Annotated in this window: 15 protein-coding genes; 5 read left to right on the top strand and 10 right to left on the bottom strand. The window is 53.9% G+C overall.

The features are described 5' to 3' along the window. Nucleotides 1-68: 68 nt before the first annotated feature. The 3 genes from ACAF76_RS07730 to ACAF76_RS07720 all read right to left on the bottom strand — a co-directional run bounded on the left by ACAF76_RS07730 (nucleotide 69) and on the right by ACAF76_RS07720 (nucleotide 3,623). On the bottom strand, nucleotides 69-1,217 hold the full coding sequence (locus ACAF76_RS07730) for a glycosyltransferase family 4 protein (RefSeq protein WP_400163351.1): 1,149 nt from the start codon (nucleotides 1,215-1,217) through the stop codon (nucleotides 69-71). A gap of 30 nt (nucleotides 1,218-1,247) precedes the next feature. Further along, the gene (locus ACAF76_RS07725) at nucleotides 1,248-3,137 is read right to left on the bottom strand and encodes a CotS family spore coat protein (protein WP_400163350.1); all 1,890 of its coding nucleotides are present in this window, start codon (nucleotides 3,135-3,137) and stop codon (nucleotides 1,248-1,250) included. Nucleotides 3,138-3,371: 234 nt separating this feature from the next. Further along, on the bottom strand, nucleotides 3,372-3,623 hold the full coding sequence (locus ACAF76_RS07720) for a DNA primase (protein WP_400163349.1): 252 nt from the start codon (nucleotides 3,621-3,623) through the stop codon (nucleotides 3,372-3,374). A gap of 260 nt (nucleotides 3,624-3,883) precedes the next feature. Here ACAF76_RS07720 and pdaA point away from each other — a divergent pair, with 260 nt between their 5' ends. After that, nucleotides 3,884-4,681 carry a delta-lactam-biosynthetic de-N-acetylase gene (pdaA, locus tag ACAF76_RS07715; protein WP_400163348.1) on the top strand — a complete coding sequence of 266 codons (798 nt, stop codon included), beginning with the start codon at nucleotides 3,884-3,886 and terminating at the stop codon, nucleotides 4,679-4,681. A 130-nt stretch (nucleotides 4,682-4,811) separates the two neighbouring features. Here the strand turns inward: pdaA and aspA are convergent, their stop codons facing one another. Next, a complete protein-coding gene (gene aspA / locus ACAF76_RS07710) occupies nucleotides 4,812-6,236 on the bottom strand; it encodes an aspartate ammonia-lyase (protein WP_400163347.1) in 1,425 nt (474 codons plus the stop codon). 157 nt (nucleotides 6,237-6,393) lie between these two features. Between aspA and ACAF76_RS07705 the strand changes: the two genes are divergently transcribed. Continuing rightward, nucleotides 6,394-6,903 carry a Gmad2 immunoglobulin-like domain-containing protein gene (locus ACAF76_RS07705; RefSeq protein ID WP_400163346.1) on the top strand — a complete coding sequence of 170 codons (510 nt, stop codon included), beginning with the start codon at nucleotides 6,394-6,396 and terminating at the stop codon, nucleotides 6,901-6,903. 66 nt (nucleotides 6,904-6,969) lie between these two features. Here ACAF76_RS07705 and ACAF76_RS07700 read toward each other — a convergent pair whose 3' ends face one another. Continuing rightward, nucleotides 6,970-8,529, bottom strand: a complete 1,560-nt coding sequence (locus ACAF76_RS07700) for a PTS sugar transporter (RefSeq protein WP_400163345.1) — start codon at nucleotides 8,527-8,529, stop codon at nucleotides 6,970-6,972. 428 nt (nucleotides 8,530-8,957) lie between these two features. Between ACAF76_RS07700 and ACAF76_RS07695 the strand changes: the two genes are divergently transcribed. Beyond that, nucleotides 8,958-9,701 (top strand): TIGR02206 family membrane protein, encoded by a 744-nt coding sequence (locus tag ACAF76_RS07695; protein WP_400163344.1) that lies wholly within the window; start codon nucleotides 8,958-8,960, stop codon nucleotides 9,699-9,701. Here ACAF76_RS07695 and ACAF76_RS07690 read toward each other — a convergent pair whose 3' ends face one another. After that, entirely contained in the window at nucleotides 9,702-10,580 is an 879-nt protein-coding gene (locus ACAF76_RS07690; RefSeq protein ID WP_400163434.1) for a LysR family transcriptional regulator, read from the bottom strand. It abuts the gene before it with no gap. A gap of 143 nt (nucleotides 10,581-10,723) precedes the next feature. Between ACAF76_RS07690 and ACAF76_RS07685 the strand changes: the two genes are divergently transcribed. Continuing rightward, nucleotides 10,724-11,635, top strand: coding sequence for a DMT family transporter (locus ACAF76_RS07685; protein ID WP_400163343.1), 912 nt, complete (start codon nucleotides 10,724-10,726; stop codon nucleotides 11,633-11,635). A 94-nt stretch (nucleotides 11,636-11,729) separates the two neighbouring features. Here ACAF76_RS07685 and ACAF76_RS07680 read toward each other — a convergent pair whose 3' ends face one another. Further along, on the bottom strand, nucleotides 11,730-13,325 hold the full coding sequence (locus ACAF76_RS07680; RefSeq protein ID WP_400163342.1) for an amidohydrolase: 1,596 nt from the start codon (nucleotides 13,323-13,325) through the stop codon (nucleotides 11,730-11,732). A gap of 271 nt (nucleotides 13,326-13,596) precedes the next feature. Between ACAF76_RS07680 and ACAF76_RS07675 the strand changes: the two genes are divergently transcribed. Continuing rightward, complete coding sequence (locus ACAF76_RS07675; RefSeq protein ID WP_400163433.1) at nucleotides 13,597-13,971, top strand: NucA/NucB deoxyribonuclease domain-containing protein; 375 nt, start codon at nucleotides 13,597-13,599, stop codon at nucleotides 13,969-13,971. Nucleotides 13,972-14,083: 112 nt separating this feature from the next. On the opposite strand, the gene ACAF76_RS07670 is transcribed toward ACAF76_RS07675, so the two are convergent. The 3 genes from ACAF76_RS07670 to ACAF76_RS07660 form a co-directional block, all read right to left on the bottom strand. Next, nucleotides 14,084-14,365 (bottom strand): hypothetical protein, encoded by a 282-nt coding sequence (locus tag ACAF76_RS07670; RefSeq protein ID WP_400163341.1) that lies wholly within the window; start codon nucleotides 14,363-14,365, stop codon nucleotides 14,084-14,086. Nucleotides 14,366-14,610: 245 nt separating this feature from the next. After that, a complete protein-coding gene (locus ACAF76_RS07665) occupies nucleotides 14,611-14,955 on the bottom strand; it encodes a YolD-like family protein (protein WP_400163340.1) in 345 nt (114 codons plus the stop codon). Between the two features lie 123 nt (nucleotides 14,956-15,078). After that, a complete protein-coding gene (locus tag ACAF76_RS07660; protein ID WP_400163339.1) occupies nucleotides 15,079-15,822 on the bottom strand; it encodes a FadR/GntR family transcriptional regulator in 744 nt (247 codons plus the stop codon). Nucleotides 15,823-15,966 lie beyond the last annotated feature (144 nt).

The following is a 15,966-nucleotide window of genomic DNA, read 5'->3' as shown; positions in this document are numbered from 1 at the left end:
GTTACAAAGCATTTGCCCACCCTCCTGTTGGAAAGCGGGCATCCGATTCATGTTTCGATCGTGCCTATTTACAAATCTTTTTCTTCCCAGACGGACCGCACTTCCCGGGCAACTCGTTCCCATGTGAAGCTCTCCTCTGCTAAAGTCCTTCCCGCCCTTCCCATTTGACGCTGCAAGTCACGGTTTGACAGCAGTCTGTCTAATTGACGGGCAAAGGACAGCAAGTCCTCCGGCTGTTCCACCAGCAAACCATTGCCATTGATGATCACCTCTGCGTTGCCGCCTCTTTTGGTCGTGACAAAAGGCAACCCTGCAGCCATCGCTTCATAGTGGACGCGAGCAAGCGGTTCTTCCCATTGCGAAGGACAAACAAAGATGTCTCCCGCCCAGAACCAGTGGTGAATCTGATCAGCCGGTACGTACCCGGTCGTGACGACGGGAACAGGAGACCGTTCGGACAACGCGCGGACATACGCTACATAGTCACTGACCTTGTCTACGCCGTACCAGGCTCCGCCCACCAGTACGAGGGCGATGTTGCTGTGTTTCTTGCTAAGCTCTCCCATTGCCCGAACGAGAATATCCGCTCCCTTTTTCGGTGTCAGCCGACCGACAAAGAGAATGACCTGCTTGCCGTCGAGCTCGTACTGGCGTCTCATCGATTGACGAACCTGCCTGGCACTGGAAGAATTCCCCCAGGGAACAAACCGTTGCAGGTCAACCCCAGAGTAGATCGTGCGCAATTTTCCTTCTGCTTGCGGATAGAGTGAGGCGATGACGCGCCCTACGTACCCGCTTATGGTGACAATGCGATCCAATTGGGAGATCGCCAGCTCGGCTTGCTCCCCGCTAATTTTGCTTGGGTCAAACATGTCATTGTGCATGCTGGCAATGATTCGCGCATGGGGGCAGACTTCCCGGATCAGCGGAATCAGGCGCGGCCTGTTGAAAACGTGGATAATGTCAAACGTATGGCTGCGCAAAAACTGAATGACCTCGTGGGCGTACGTATCAAAAATGCCATGTCCTTCTACCCGGACGTAGCGGACTTTGTCTACGTACTCATCGTTCGCCAGCGACGGATCTGCCGTTCCGATCACAGTCAGATCGTAGAACCTGGACAGATAGCCAAGGATTCCGGCAATGTAAGTTTGGATGGCACCTCCCCGGACTGGAGGAACAGGCAGTTTTTCCGTACAGATCATCGCTATTTTCATCGTATCATTTCCCCCTTTCCTGAACAGGGTTCATCGCGAACCACCCGGCTTTTTCCTGCCACGTGCGGCAGATCGCTTCCGAACAGGATGCTTCTTGTTCCGAAGCCGGGGGGCAGACAGCTTGTTGGAGCCATTGCGCCGGCGGGAAGCAGCAGTCCTGCTGGCTTTTTTGGCGGTAGCAACCCGTTTTTCCCGTTTCTCTGTTCGCGCACTTGCTATCGGTCGTTTGCTTTTGGCAACCTTGTTTCTTTGTTTTTGCGCGGTTTCTGTAGCGGCGGTCAGCACATCACCTGTTTGTGACTCCATTGGACTGGATTGTTTCCACATTTGCATCGCCGTGCTGGCAGTCCGGCTTTTCGCAGTGTTTTCGGATTTTTTGCTGGCAGTCTGGATTTTCGCTGTTTCTTCGGATTTTTTGCTGGCAGTCTGGATTTTCACTGTTTCTTCGGATTTTTTGCTGGGAGTCCGGCTTTTCGTGGTCCTATCCGTGTTTTTCCTGGTGTAGGGAAGCAGATCAATGATATTGATACGTTTTTGGCGATAGTTGCTTTTGGTTTGTGCAATCAGATCTTCAATCGTTTCAATCACGCGCTGCTTGAACGGTTTCTGCGCTGTTTGCTTGTCTTCTTCAGGGGGTGAGGCAAATGCAGCTGCGACCGGTTCTTCTGCTTTTCTGGCGGGACGTGGCTGTTTCGCAGGACTGGAAGTTTCGCTTAGTGACTTCTGCTTGCCAGTTCCGGGAACCAGCGTCCATTTGCTGTCCTTTGCACCACTGGCTGCGGATTCTTTTTTCGCGGGGGCTGGAACCGCAAGCGGGGAGTAGTTTCCATGCTTATACTTCGCCTTGTCACGCTCCAACTCCGACAGCGCCTGGTACTTGGTCTCGTCGGTAGCGACAACGCGCTGCAGGATGGCAGTCGCTTCGGTATTGAGAAAGGTGACCGGATCGAAAAACATTTCCTTTAAATGCTTGTAAAATTCATTCGGCATCGCCATGTCGATCAACAGTACTTCGTACGATTCCAGATCAAGGGGATTGGCTTGATGATAGGCGTCGATCATCCCGCGAATCCAGTCAAGATCCCACACTCCCATATCGTCCATCGTGCTGGTAATGAGCTTTCGCAGGTCGCGGAAGGGCAGGTCATAGGAGACGCCGTCGAGGTCAATCACCCAAAGTCCGCCGGGTCCCTTCTGGCCGTTGGACCAGCCGTAATCCTGATGCACGAGCCCCCAGTAAGGCTCACCCATCGCGACCATCTGCGGATACGCCGATTGCTGCAAACGTGTCAGCGCTTCCTTCGCCTGGGTTTCATAGCGATCGGCCACTTCGAGAATGGCAGCGCTTGCTTGCGTATCACGATAAGCAGAGGCGAGTTCCCGCATCCATCCGATTTTCTTGATGATTTTCTGATAGTGATTTGGCCAGCGGTACAGCCGGGACGAGTTTTTTGCACCCACCGGGGGAATGTACCCTTTGGTGTGACGGTGAAATTCGCCCAGCCCATAACATAGCTCCTGTGCACCGCTCAAATCTACCTTTGTCGCTGGCTCCAGGACAATCCAGTCGGTGACGATCCACAACTTGCCACCCTTTTCGACAAATAGTTTCCCATCTTTTGCGGGAATGAGCGCCGGTACCCTCGCCCCCTGTTTGACGACATAGTCTTGCAAACCGACACTAAACAAGCTGCGCTCTGGATTCCGATGCAGCAATTTCAGACTGCGTGCTCCCTTGTCCGTCTCGATCTGCCAGATGGCCCCGCCCTTGTCCGGCTTTGAGGTAATCAGCGTGCGACCGCTGACTCTCATTTCGTACTGTTGCATGACGATTTCTGCTAGTTGGTCAATTTCCGGCGGCACCTGCAGATCCCAGTCGATAGCTTGCCGCCCTGGTTCAGCATCGTCGGGGTAGCCCACGGTTTTATCTGGTATTCTTCTTCCATTTCCTTCCCCCCATCTTGCAGTGCTAGAGCGATAAAGCAATGAAATCATTTGTAGTACTCTATTCGTTCAAGCAATGACATGAAACGGACAAATAGCCAGTGGTTTCAAAGATTTTCCTGGCTTCCATTGCAAGACGCGCCCCTAGCAAAATGAAAAAGATGCGCAGTCACACGCATCTTTTTACCGGACTATACTATTAGCAAATAATTAGTCGTCGTCTTCTTCTTCGTCGTCGCTATCTGCTTCGACCTCTTCGTCATCCCCGTCTTCGTCTTCTTCGTCGCCTTCGTCGTCCTCGTCGTCTTCCTCGTCAATATCTTCTTCTATGAGTACCCCGTCTTCTGCAAATGTCCATTTTCGTTTGCTGCCGTCTTCGTACTCTACCTTTACTTCCATTTCCTCGATTTCTTCGTCTCCTTCAACGATCTGTCTCAGCCGCAACAGCCAGTTGTTCCCCATTCACTCACACCTCCGGCACCAGTTATATTCCCTCTTTTGTCAGCGGTACTCCGTTGACTTTAGTACTATATGATCAAATCTTGCTTCTCGTATAAGCCGGTGTCCCCTCGCAATCATAGATTAGTACACACTTTTCCCCTTTTATATCAAAATAGACGATTAGCAATCTGGCGCGAAAAACACATAAACGGAAAATGGTTGGACACACTTCTAACAAGCAAGTATAAAGAGGCAACACATAACGAGTAGGAGGGGGTCACATGCGTACACGAGTAGCCATTCTACTGTGCAGTTTCATCCTGTTGTGGACATTGCCGCTTCAGGCCGGGGCTGCCTATTCTGATCATCCCTATCATTTCGGGTTTAAAAAAAGCAAAAACGGCAAACTTCCCTCTATTGACGAAGAGGGCTTCAAGCAAATTGTCGAACGGCACGGAGCTGTTTTTCTCGGAGATACCTCGCAAAAAGTGCTGTATCTGACCTTCGACAACGGCTATGAAAACGGCTTTACGCCGAAAATCCTCGATACGTTGAAAGCCAAAGGGGTGCCTGCTATTTTCTTCGTAACCGGGCATTTTGCTCGGGAACAGCCAGAGCTTTTGAAGCGCATGGTGACTGAAGGGCATCTCATCGGCAATCACTCCTGGAGTCACCCTGACATGACGACGATCTCCAACGAAAAGATCAGGGCAGAGCTCGACAAGGTCAAAGATGCCGTAGCGCAAGCGACCGGACAGCATGAGATGAAATTCATGCGCCCTCCTCGCGGCATTTTCAGCGATCGCATGCTGGGCGTAACCAAGGAGCTTGGCTACACCAATGTCTTCTGGTCCATCGCCTACAAGGACTGGGACGTCAACAGGCAAAAGGGCAAGAAGTATGCCTATGACAACCTCGTCTCCCAACTCCATCCCGGAGCCGTCATCCTGCTTCACTCCATCTCCAGGGACAATACGGAGGCGCTCGGATCGTTCATCGACGAGGCGCATCGCCAAGGATATGTCTTTAAAAGCCTGGAGGAGCTTCCCGGGCAACAGCCTTCCTTGCCGCTCGGGTAATCGGGTAGCCGCTACAAAACGCCTGGGCTCGGCTCGGATGGGCAATCGCGTATTCGCGGCATCCCGTTTTGACCGCTGAACAAAAAAACTCCCGCGATCTTGACGAAGCAAGAGCAGGAGTTTTTATCGATTATGGTCGTTCGAGCAAGGTCGCTCCGGCGATCCCGGGATGCGTCATCTCGTATGGATCGAGGATCAGGTCGAGCTCTTCTTCCGTCAGGACGTTGTACTGCAAGCACAGCTCGCGCACGGATTTGCCCGTCAGGATCGCTTCCCGGGCGATTCGTGCGGCTGTCTCATAACCCAGGTGCGGGTTGACTGCCGTAATGACGCCGACGCTTTTTTCCACGTACTCCTTCATCCGCTCGCGGTTGGCTTCGATGCCGACCAGGCAGTATTGGGTAAAGGCTCTAAAGCCATTGTCCATAATGCTGATCGATTGCAGCAGATTGAAGACGAGTACCGGCTCCATGACATTCAGTTCCAGTTGCCCTGCCTCCGAAGCCAGGCAGATGGTATGGTCGTTTCCAATTACCTGGAACGCCACCTGATTGATTACTTCGGCCATGACCGGATTTACTTTCCCCGGCATGATCGACGACCCCGGCTGGCGGGCGGGCAGCGAGATTTCTCCCAGTCCGGCGCGCGGTCCGGATGCCATCAGTCGCAGGTCGTTGGCGATTTTGGACATGTTCATCATGCATACCTTGAGCGCCGCCGACACCTCGGTATAGGCGTCCGTGTTTTGCGTGGCATCGACGAGATGCTCGGCTCTCGTCAGCGGCTGTCCGCTGATTTCCGCCAATTTGCTGACGACGACCTCGATGTAGCGCGGGTCCGCGTTCAATCCGGTTCCCACCGCAGTCGCACCCATGTTGATCTCGTACAGATGTTGGCGGGATTGGGAAATCCGTTTGATGTCGCGATCGAGTACCCTGCGATACGCCTCAAATTCCTGGCCGAGACGGATTGGCACTGCGTCCTGCAAGTGCGTCCGGCCCATTTTGATCACGTCGTCAAATTCCTGCGCCTTGCGCCCAAAGGCATCGCGCATCGTTTCCATAGTCACGAGCAGCTTGTCCAATTGGGTCAAGGTCGCAATGTGGATCGCTGTAGGAAATGCGTCATTCGTAGATTGCGACATATTGACGTGCGTATTGGGGCTGAGGTGGAAGTAGTCGCCTTTCTTCTCTCCCAACAGCTCCAGTCCGCGATTGGCTATCACTTCGTTGGCATTCATGTTGATCGACGTTCCCGCTCCTCCCTGGATCGGATCGACGATGAACTGATCATGCCATTTTCCTTCGATAATTTCCTCTGCAGCGCTTACAATTGCGTTGCCCAAGCGCGGATTCAAGCGGGATACTTCCATGTTGGCCAGTGCTGCCGCCTTTTTCACCATTGCCATGGCAACGATCAGCGAAGAGTGGAGTCGGTAGCCAGTAATCGGGAAGTTCTCCATCGCACGCATGGTTTGTACACCGTAATACGCATTAACCGGAATCTCCTTTTCACCGAGAAAATCCTTTTCGACACGAAACGCTTGTTGTTCCATATAGTTCGACCAGCTTTCTTCGTAGTGATGGTAGCATTCACCACCATTCTACCACAGAAAATCAGAAAAACGCCTTTTCTTGTAACTTCTTCTTCATTTTCACGTCATAACGGAAAGAACGGCATATTCCAACCACCAACTTGAACGGGGGATCGCCATGAGAAAATACTTTCTAATTCTGTTGACTGGAGTTCTGTTGTACGGATGTTCGAGCAGCCCGGAGGAACCAGTCGACCAGCCGGGCGTACAAGAGCCACCTGTAACCGGCACGCCAACACCTGCCGAGCCATCGACAGAAGCACCTGCCCCGACGCAGGAGCCGGATCAGAATGCTGAAGATCCCGATACAGAGACGGGAATGGCGTATGGCAATGAAATCTTTCAAAAAGTAACGGTACGCAAGACTGCAGAAGATGCGTTTGAGCTGAAAGGACAGGCAAAAGTGTTTGAAGGCGTCTTTCAGTACGTCGTAGAAGACGGCCACAATGAATTGGCAGAGGGGACTGTGCAAACTTCTGCCGGCGCACCGGAATGGGGCGACTTTACGCATACGATCAACGTGAAAAAAGCAGAACCCAACTCCACGCTCTTGCTCGTCCTGTTTGAAGAAAGCGCCAAAGACGGCAGCCGACAGCACGAACTGGTCATTCCGCTGCCTGAGCAGTAAGCTGTTCTGGACAAAAACAGCCCCCCGACCGTTTTGGATCAGGGGGCTGTTGCTTTTGCAGGCGCTTTACACCGCTTTTCTTTTGGCGATGTTATTGGCGATCAACGTAATCAGGAAGGAGCAGACAAGTCCGCTTGCCATCGCGATGATAAAGCCGAGCAGGTTGTTGGAGAGCAAAGGCGCCATGATCGAAGGTACATAGGCGGTACCCCGCACGTCAAACAGGCCGACCATCATCCCGGCAATACCGGAAGAGAGGATCGCTCCCGCAAACACGATTTTATTCGAAAACATGAACGGATACGCCGCTTCGACAAAAGTACCGAAACCCATGTTGATGAGGAATCCGGGTGTTGCCAGCGTCGCTTCGCTCTTTTCCCGTGGCGAGACGATATTGGCCAAGGTAATGCCTGCGGAAACCATGACCAGGCCGACCATGTCCACAGCGCCCAGAAAACTGTTTCCGGTTCTCTCCATCTCAAGCAGCACGATCGGCAAAATCGCCGCGTGGTAAACCCCGCCGATAATCGCAGGCCAGATCAGCAGCCCGGCGATCAGTCCGGCGAGCACGGGGTTAAAGGCGACCGCTCCCTCGATCAAGAGCTTTACCCACTCCCCTGCCTGCAAGGCGATCGGAGCGAGCAAGTAGTAGACGATCAAACCGGAGACCAGACCCGATACGCCCCCGGCAATAATATTGACAGTCGTGGTCGGAAAGCGCCATTCGATGCATTTGCGAAACAGCAGGTTGACCAGCAGCCCTGCGCCGATCCCGCCGAGCATCCCGCCGATGATCCCTCCGTCTACTGACAGCACACCCGCGAGGATGCCAGCTACGAGCGACACTTCCTCCATTTCCGACACCTGCTTGGCTGCCACGACAGCGATGACGACCGGCAAGGCTTTGATTAATATGTCAAACACCCCGCTGAGCATCTCCAACCCGGGAATTTTGCTCAGCGCGAGAATCAGCGCCAGGGCGATAAAGCCAGGCAGTGACGCCATCATAATCCCGCGAATCTGGATTCGCTTCCACGGGTTCGCCGCGGAGGCCTGTCCTGCGGCTTTTGCATCCCCGATCTGCGGACGATAGGAGAGATTCCACTGTTTGCTAAATGCAGTGAAAAAACTGATCGCCCTCGTGCGATTCGTCGTACCCGTCGTACCAGACGCAAGGATCAGGTTTGCCCCCTTTGCGCCGATCGACGCCATCGACGTTCCGCCGGTTCCGGCAATCGGCACCTGCTTCTCCACCGCTGCTTGTACTGCTTGAGCGTTAATTCCGTCAGGATCGGCGCTCATCGCGATCAGCCCATCGATCTGCCCAGCCCGAATCTGCGCCGCGATTTCTTCATCCAGACCGGCAGCAAACTGATTGCACGACGCCAGATTGCCCTCGTGGACGACGACCGGCTTGTTGCCGTCCCATGCGTATACCTGGGCCTGTGTCTCCTCGTTGGCCATATCCATCGAGCCTTTTGCCGCAATATACTGAATTGCCGCAATCTGTATTCCGGCGGAGTCTGCTTGCGTGACAATCTCGCCCAACAACCGTATCGGGTCTTTTCCCCCGAGATTGTATAAATTCCCTCCGCTGCTTCCAATAATCGCCAACTGCTTGCTCACGTTCGTTTGCCCCCCGGTGAATTTTACTTTGGTAACACGTTACTCTGTTAGTTATTTACTTTAGTAAAGTGTCGGACGATTTTCAAGAGCAAAAAAAAAGCGTGGGCGTTTTGGCAAAATGAAAACGGCAGCTTCCCTTGGGAAAGACTGCCGTCCGAATCCATTATTATTCTTGTTCTTCTGTCTTGCTGTCCTTATAGCATTCCATGCACAAACCGTCGTTATTTTCTATTTCAAATTCGGTAAGGCGAATTTGGCATGATTTGCAGAGTCTCTCCGTGAGAACCAAGTTCATGTTCGTCTCTCCTTCCCTGTTGTGCATTCTTTTTTCTCTATCTGTATTTATTATAACTGTATCATTATATGTATAACTCCGTTTTATGTTAAAATTCTGTGAATTTAAACCCACCATTTTTTAGGAGGCTGTCATGCTCGAATCGTTCTTTTCCCCTACTTACATAGAACCATTCCGTCTGTTTTCCACCTCCCATGTGCTGGTTTTGCTGCTCTTTTCAGCGTCCACCATACTTCTCTATGCATATCGACATTCTTGGTACTCTGAAACTGCCAAAAGAGTCTTTCGCTACATGCTTGCTTGCCTGCTGCTCTTGACGGAGGTCAGCTTTCAGCTTTGGAGTGTCTGGACGGACACATGGTCGGTCGCGCACAGCCTGCCGCTGCAATTGTGCAGTATCTCGCTGCTCCTTTGTGTGATCATGCTCTGTAGCAAGAGCTTTGCCGTCTATGAAATTGCATTTTTTACCGGACTGGGCGGAGCCGCACAAGCCATGCTGACACCGGAGCTGGCATACCCGTTTGCCCACTTTCGCTTCTTTCATTTTTTCTTGGCCCATTCGGCGATTCTCTGGGCGTGCTTGTACATGACCTGGGTGGAAGGGTATCGTCCGAGGCTGTGTTCTGTCTGGAAGTCGATAGCTTTTCTCAACCTGCTCTTGTTGATTGTACTGCCTGTGAACAAGTGGAGCGGGGGAAACTACATGTTTGTCTCGCACAAACCAGAGAATCCAAGCCTGCTGGACTATCTGGGGGATTATCCCTGGTACCTGCTTTCCCTGGAAGGAGTGGCGCTGGCCGTGTTTTTGCTGCTCTATCTGCCTTTTGCCAGAGCGAACAAAGCATCTGCCGACTACTCCGGACAGTCGTCCCTCTGATCAATCGACAGCAGTGCTGACCCACTCCTGTACCTGGGCGAAAAAGCGTGACGCTGCGGGCGACAGCTGCTCCCTGGAAGCCGTGGCCAGTCCAATCGTACGATAGTGATCGCCGGATAGCGGAATCGCACGGATCGAGGCAGGCAGGCGAAACAGGATCATCTCTGGAAGAATGCTCACCCCAAGTCCGTTTGCCACCATGGCGATTATTGCGTGATCGTCGCCCAGCTCGAATTTGACGCGCGGCTCCAGCTTGTGAGCATGGAGAATCCGGCGAATCTCGTTGTCGCAGCCGACAGTCGGCATAATAAACGGCTCCTCTGCCAATTGCTCGACATGTACCTCCTCCTGCTCAGCCAGCGGATGGTCGGAGGAGACGAGCAGGAGCATGCGGTCTTTTTTCAGCGGCTGGCAATCACAGGCGACAGCCGTGGGCAGGGAGACAAAGCCTACATCGACTTCTCCACCGCACACCCACTCTTCGATCTCGTCGTAGTAGCCTTCGCACAATGTCACCTCCACTCCCGGATAGCGATCCTGGAACGCTTTGAGGATACCCGGAAGCCATTGTGTGGACACGCTGGTAAAGGTGCCGATCCGCACATTCCCTGTCTGCAAGCCGTTGATCGCCGCTACATCCTGCTGCATCTGCTCCTGCAAGCGCAGCATCTCGCGCATGTAGGCGAGCACTCGCTCTCCGTTGCTGGTGACGCGCACCCCCGAACGGCTGCGCATCAGGATCGAGAAGCCAAACTCCTGCTCCAGGCTACTTAAGGCATGGCTGACCGCAGATTGCGTCAATCCAAGCTGCTCGGAAGCCCTCGTCAAGCTGCCCGACTCTACCACCGTCGCAAAAATGGCGTATTTGTGCAGACTCACCCTCGTCACCCCACCATGAATTTGATTCATGCAAATCATCATAAACATTCATTTTTCTTATTCACATCATAGCCGTATACTAGTCAACGTAGCAAGCACTTTGCCCGCCCGCTTGCAGCCCATGCACGAACAGGAGAGTGTCTATGAAACCGCAGCTAAAAGCTGATCTCGCCATGCTTGTCGTCACCCTATTCTGGGGGTCTTCCTACGTCTTCATGCAGCTGGGACTCGGCGACTTGGAGCCGTTCAATCTGATTGCCTTGCGATTTTTGCTCGCTTTTTTTCTCGCCTTCCCGCTTTTGTACCCACGGATCAAACGACCGGAAGGCAAGACGCTCCTCCAGGCGTTTGTATTGGGCGGCCTGTTGTTTGGCGTGTTCGCTACGATTACGACCGGGATCAAAAGCACGACTGCGTCGCAGGCTGGCTTTTTGGTCAGTCTGACGGTCATCTTTGTCCCCCTGCTCTCCGTTTTCCTCGGTGCCAAACCGCCTGCCCGCGTCTTTGCCGGAGCCTGTACCGCATTGCTGGGAATCGCCCTGATGACACTCTCCAGCAGCCTGCAAATGAGCGAAGGAGATGCCTTGTGTATCGCTGGCGCCCTGTTTTACGCCAGTCACATCCTCGTCACTGGCAGGTGGGCAGGCCATAGCGATCCCCTCCAGCTCGGAGTCTACCAGCTCGGCTTCACCGCTGTGTTCGCCTTGCTGTTTTCTTTCCTGCTGGAAACGCCGCGGTTGCCAGAAAGCGGTGTGGCCTGGGTCGCTGTTCTCGCCCTGGGGATCTTGTGCAGCGCGATCGGCTTTATCGTCCAGACGGTAGCACAGCGTTACACCAGCGCCAGCCATACCGCGGTCATTTTTTCCATGGAGCCTGTGTTCGCCGCTGTCTTTGCCTTTCTCGTCTTTGGCGAGATGCTTTCTTTGCGCGGATATATCGGGGCAGCGCTGGTGCTCGTCGGCCTGCTGATCGCCGAGCTGGATGGAAGCCGGTGGCTGCCGCACAAAAAGCGCCGGGAAATCCCGCCCGCCTCCAGGGAAAACATGCCTGTCTAGCAGCTATTGTGTCTGGAAAACAAACAAGTCCGGCTCTCGTCACAAGAGCCGGACTTTCTGTATGTCGTCCCCGCCGTGCCTGGGGACTCGCCGCTTATCTGCTGAAGCAGACCTTACCGCCAATTACCGTCATCATCGCTTTTGTCTCCAACAGCTCATCCGGGTCCATCGTAAACAAATCGTGGGAATAGACCGTCATATCGGCAAACTTCCCGCGAGTCAGCGTTCCTTTCACGTGGTCTTCGTTGGTTACGGTCGCTCCTCCGAGCGTAAACAACTGGATCGCTTCTTCCATCGTCAGCTTTTCTTCGGGCATATAGCCGGCGTGGTCCTCGCCCGGAGCCTTGCGCGTCACCGCTGCGTGAATCCCGAGAAGCGGATCGATCGGCTCGACAGGCGTGTCCGAGCCTCCCGCGCAAATGATCCCCTGCTTCATCATCGTCTTCCAGATATAGGAATAGCGGATACGCTCTTCTCCCACCCTGTCGATCACCCAAGGGAAGTCGCCAGCCAAAAAGCGCGGCTGGATATCCGCGATTCTGTTCGGATGCTGCAAACGCTCCAGCAGATCGGGACGGACGATTTGCGTGTGGATCAGCCGGTCGCGATACGCCACCGCCGGAAACTGGTCCAGGCTGTCCAGCACCATCTCCAGCGCCTTGTCGCCAATCGTATGAACCGCGATCGGCATGTCCAGGCTGCGCGCCCCTCTGACGATCTCGGTCAGCTCCTCCTGCTCGTGTACCGGATAGCCGCTGGTTGCAGGATCGTCGGCATAGGGGGCAGACAAGTACGCGGTGCGCCGTCCGAGTGCGCCGTCGGCAAAGATTTTTACTGCGCCAACCTGCACATGGCTGTTGCCGTAGCCGGCTCTCATGTTCAGTTCGCGCAGTTCGTCCATAAACTGGTAAAAGACGAGCAAATTGCAGCGCAGCGCCAGGCCCTCCTGGTTGATCAGCTCGTCGTAGAGCCGGTAGGTTCTCGCAAGCCCACCCAGTTCCCGCAAATCTTCGGTGTGCGCCCCGGTCAGCCCGTGCTCCAGCGCATAGCGGATAGAGTGGCGCAGTGCGTTCTTGTGCTTGTCGTAGTCCGGTTTGGGGATGTGCGGCTTGACCAGGTTGGAGGCTGTTTCCAGCAACATTCCCGTCGGTTTGCCGGTCGCCGGATCGAGCTCGACGACGCCGCCGGCAGGCACTGCGATTCCCTCATGGTAGCCAATCACTTCAAAGGTTTTGCTGTTCACCAGGTTGGCATGTCCGCAAATGCGTGACAGCTTGATCGGACAGTGCGGTGCCACGCGGTCCAGCTCCTCGATCGTCGGAATCCGTCCGTCTTTGAACAGATTTTCGTCCCAGCCAAACCCGACGATCCACTCTCCAGGTGCCGTCTCATCCGCCTTTTGCTTGATCAGCCCCAGCATCTCATCCTTTGACCTTGCCTGCCGCAAGTCCAAATGCAAAAACGACATTCCCAGCCAGCCCAGGTGAAGATGGCTGTCGATCAGTCCGGCTGTGGCCGTCCGGCCTTGCAGGTCGATGATCGTGGCATCGCTTCTCCCCCATTGCAGCCGCATGTCGGCATCGCTGCCCAGATCGTGCACCAGCCCATCCTTGACGACCACTGCTTGCACAAACAGATGGTCCGGGTCCCCCGTGTAAATCTTGCCGTTTGTAAAAATCGTTGTGCTCATCCTTACGCCCCTTTTCTCCAGCCTCCGGTCACGCGTTCCGGGATCATCTTGTTCTTATTTGTCTCGTGCCCGTCATATTCCTTCCTCGACAGGAAAAGTTTGATCATCTGCTGTCGAATTGCGTATAATTGGAAAAAGTAGCTAAAATATTTTCAACTGTGTTGGACATAAGGAGAACCGAATCGTGCGCAAGAAACGAAAGAAGCGAAAACAACAACCGAACAAACTGCTCGTCTTCCTGATCGCTGTCGTGATCGCCATCTGTTCCTACCTGTTTGGCCAGGAACAGCCGCCCCTACAGGATGTTCCTGCGGCAACGGCCGAGCTGCTGCTCGAATTCCCGGCTGACCGCTATCCCGAGACAGCCGCGCATATTCGCGAAGCGATTGCCAAGGGTCATTCTGAAGTATGCACAATCGACCGCAGCGGAGCCGAAGAAAACCGCGATGAATCGCTGCGCGGCATCCCGACCAAACCCGGTTATGACCGTGACGAGTGGCCGATGGCGATGTGTGCGGAAGGAGGAGAAGGCGCAAGCGTCTCCTATATCGATCCCTCCGACAACCGGGGGGCCGGAGCATGGGTCTCCAATCAACTGGAGGATTACCCGGATGGCACGCGGGTGCGCTTCGTCGTCAATGAGTAACGTCTTTTCCTGACACAAAAAGCGGGCCGTCCTGATCCCGCAAACACGACAAAAACCCCCTCCGCGCACGTTTTTTGCGAGAGGGGGTTTATTCGTGTGGCATCACAGTCGCTTACGAGATGCCGTTCTTTTCTGTACGTCGGTTTACGATGTGGTGTCCCGGCGGCAATCCCCGCTGCCGCAAATCGTCTTCGGTCATAATATGGAGCGTCTCTTCTTTTGACGGCATCGGCATCAGACCGCCCAACGGACTCATCACCCGTCCCACCGTATCCGTCTCAATGACCAAGTACAACCCTTTGCCTTCCAGTTGTCGCAAAAATTCCGCCCAGCATTTGGAAGTAATCAAATCGGCGTGCTTGGTGAAAATGACACCCATTTCCTGTGCGAGCATGTACAATCTCCTTTGTCCTATCATCAGCTATCTGTATGAAAAAGATACCCTAACGATACAAGGAAACACCCTTTCCGGCAAAATCCACAGTAAGCCGGATTACGCGAAAAAGCGCTGATTTTGTTCAATTTTTGCTTTCCTCATGGCGCCTCGTGATCGCGCGGGGCACTTTCACCGCGGCACGTTGTTTTTTGCGGCTTGCCCCGGCAAAATGAGGCGGTGTCCAGTATTTTCTTGACGGCTGCCTAGACGGTCTGTACCCGCAGCAGTTGATCCAGCTTGATCCAGTGCACCTCTTCGTCATGGACCAGCTTGATTTGCCCCTGGTAGGGATCGATTTTGCGCACCCAGCCCCACGCTTCTTCGGCGACGCCGAGCTCACCCTTTGTCCGTCTCCACCAGCTCACGCGAATCGCCTGGCCGAAATGGATGCTCTCGCGGATCGTCTGCTGGATTTCCTCGATCTCATCGGCTTCCAGCAGAGGCTGCGGGATCAATTGCAAATCCGCCACATACTCCAGGTAGGCCTCTTTTTGCTCGGGCAAGACAAAACGCATCGAGGCGAACAGATCATCCTTTTTGCTTGGCATATGCTCCCCTTCTTTACAAGCGAACTTATGTTCTTATTATATGCCGCTGTTGCTGTTTTATCAACAGCAACAAAATACCCTCCGGTTGGCGGATACTGCCAGCAGAGGGAGGGGGAGACAGGCCTAGTATTTGCTTTTCTTCGTTTTTCCTTGCTGATTCGTCGTGATCAACTGGGAGACGCGGGTGAGCAGTTCGTACATTTTTTGGCGGGCAAGCGCCCCGTCCTTGTCACAGATCGCCTGCATGACCGCCCTGTGCCGATCCAGAATCTCTTCATTCGGTCCTGGAAAAGGCTCTGCCGGACTTTGCCTGATGGCATGAAAGGTCGTATGGCGGCTTCGCTCCAGCGCCAGCCGCAACGTCTGCAGCAAGCTGATGATCAGTTCGTTGTTGGACGCCTGGATCAAGCTGAGATGGAAGTCGTAGTCGGCCTTCACCCACTCTTCTTCATCGTCAAGCGAGGCTTGCAGCCGCTCAAAACATTCCTGGATATGCTGAATGTCCTGCTCCGTCGCATTGCGCGCAGCCAATTCCATCGCGGCTGGCTCCAGCGCCAGTCTGACCTCCGTCAGATTCGTCAAAAACGCGTGGTTGTCCTCGACTTCGGATGCCCAGGTCAGGACATCCCGGTCCCACCATTGCCAATTCGAGCGCGGACAGACTCTTGTGCCAATTTTTGTCGTCGATTCAATGAGCCGGCGTGCAGCCAAACTTTTTAACACCTCACGTACAACGGTACGGCTTACTCCTTTCATGGCACTGAGGTCTTCCACCTTGGGGAGCGATTGCCCCGGCTGCAAGACGCCATGAACGATCTGACGACCCAACTCATGCAGTAACTGGTCGCTTAGGTTTTGTAGTGACATACAGAGGCTCCTTTTTCTGTCGGAATGTTTTGACGATGGACAGGCTGATCTATCGTAATGACGGACGAGCGTCATCGTGGTTCCAAAATACGCGCCATTCATTTTCTGGGCGGAGAAAAGCCCGATACCCTATCATTTGGTAAT

It is taken from the genome of Brevibacillus sp. TJ4, assembly GCF_044627595.2.
Lineage (GTDB): Bacteria > Bacillota > Bacilli > Brevibacillales > Brevibacillaceae > Brevibacillus.
This window is presented reverse-complemented; position numbering and strand designations above follow the sequence as displayed.

Coding starts and splice junctions, on each gene's coding strand:
- ACAF76_RS07730 (WP_400163351.1), bottom strand. CDS start 1,217: ATGAAAATAGCGATGATCTGTACGGAAAAACTGCCTGTTCCTCCAGTC.
- ACAF76_RS07720 (WP_400163349.1), bottom strand. CDS start 3,623: ATGGGGAACAACTGGCTGTTGCGGCTGAGACAGATCGTTGAAGGAGAC.
- pdaA (WP_400163348.1), top strand. CDS start 3,884: ATGCGTACACGAGTAGCCATTCTACTGTGCAGTTTCATCCTGTTGTGG.
- aspA (WP_400163347.1), bottom strand. CDS start 6,236: ATGGAACAACAAGCGTTTCGTGTCGAAAAGGATTTTCTCGGTGAAAAG.
- ACAF76_RS07705 (WP_400163346.1), top strand. CDS start 6,394: ATGAGAAAATACTTTCTAATTCTGTTGACTGGAGTTCTGTTGTACGGA.
- ACAF76_RS07695 (WP_400163344.1), top strand. CDS start 8,958: ATGCTCGAATCGTTCTTTTCCCCTACTTACATAGAACCATTCCGTCTG.
- ACAF76_RS07685 (WP_400163343.1), top strand. CDS start 10,724: ATGAAACCGCAGCTAAAAGCTGATCTCGCCATGCTTGTCGTCACCCTA.
- ACAF76_RS07680 (WP_400163342.1), bottom strand. CDS start 13,325: ATGAGCACAACGATTTTTACAAACGGCAAGATTTACACGGGGGACCCG.
- ACAF76_RS07670 (WP_400163341.1), bottom strand. CDS start 14,365: ATGCTCGCACAGGAAATGGGTGTCATTTTCACCAAGCACGCCGATTTG.
- ACAF76_RS07665 (WP_400163340.1), bottom strand. CDS start 14,955: ATGCCAAGCAAAAAGGATGATCTGTTCGCCTCGATGCGTTTTGTCTTG.
- ACAF76_RS07660 (WP_400163339.1), bottom strand. CDS start 15,822: ATGTCACTACAAAACCTAAGCGACCAGTTACTGCATGAGTTGGGTCGT.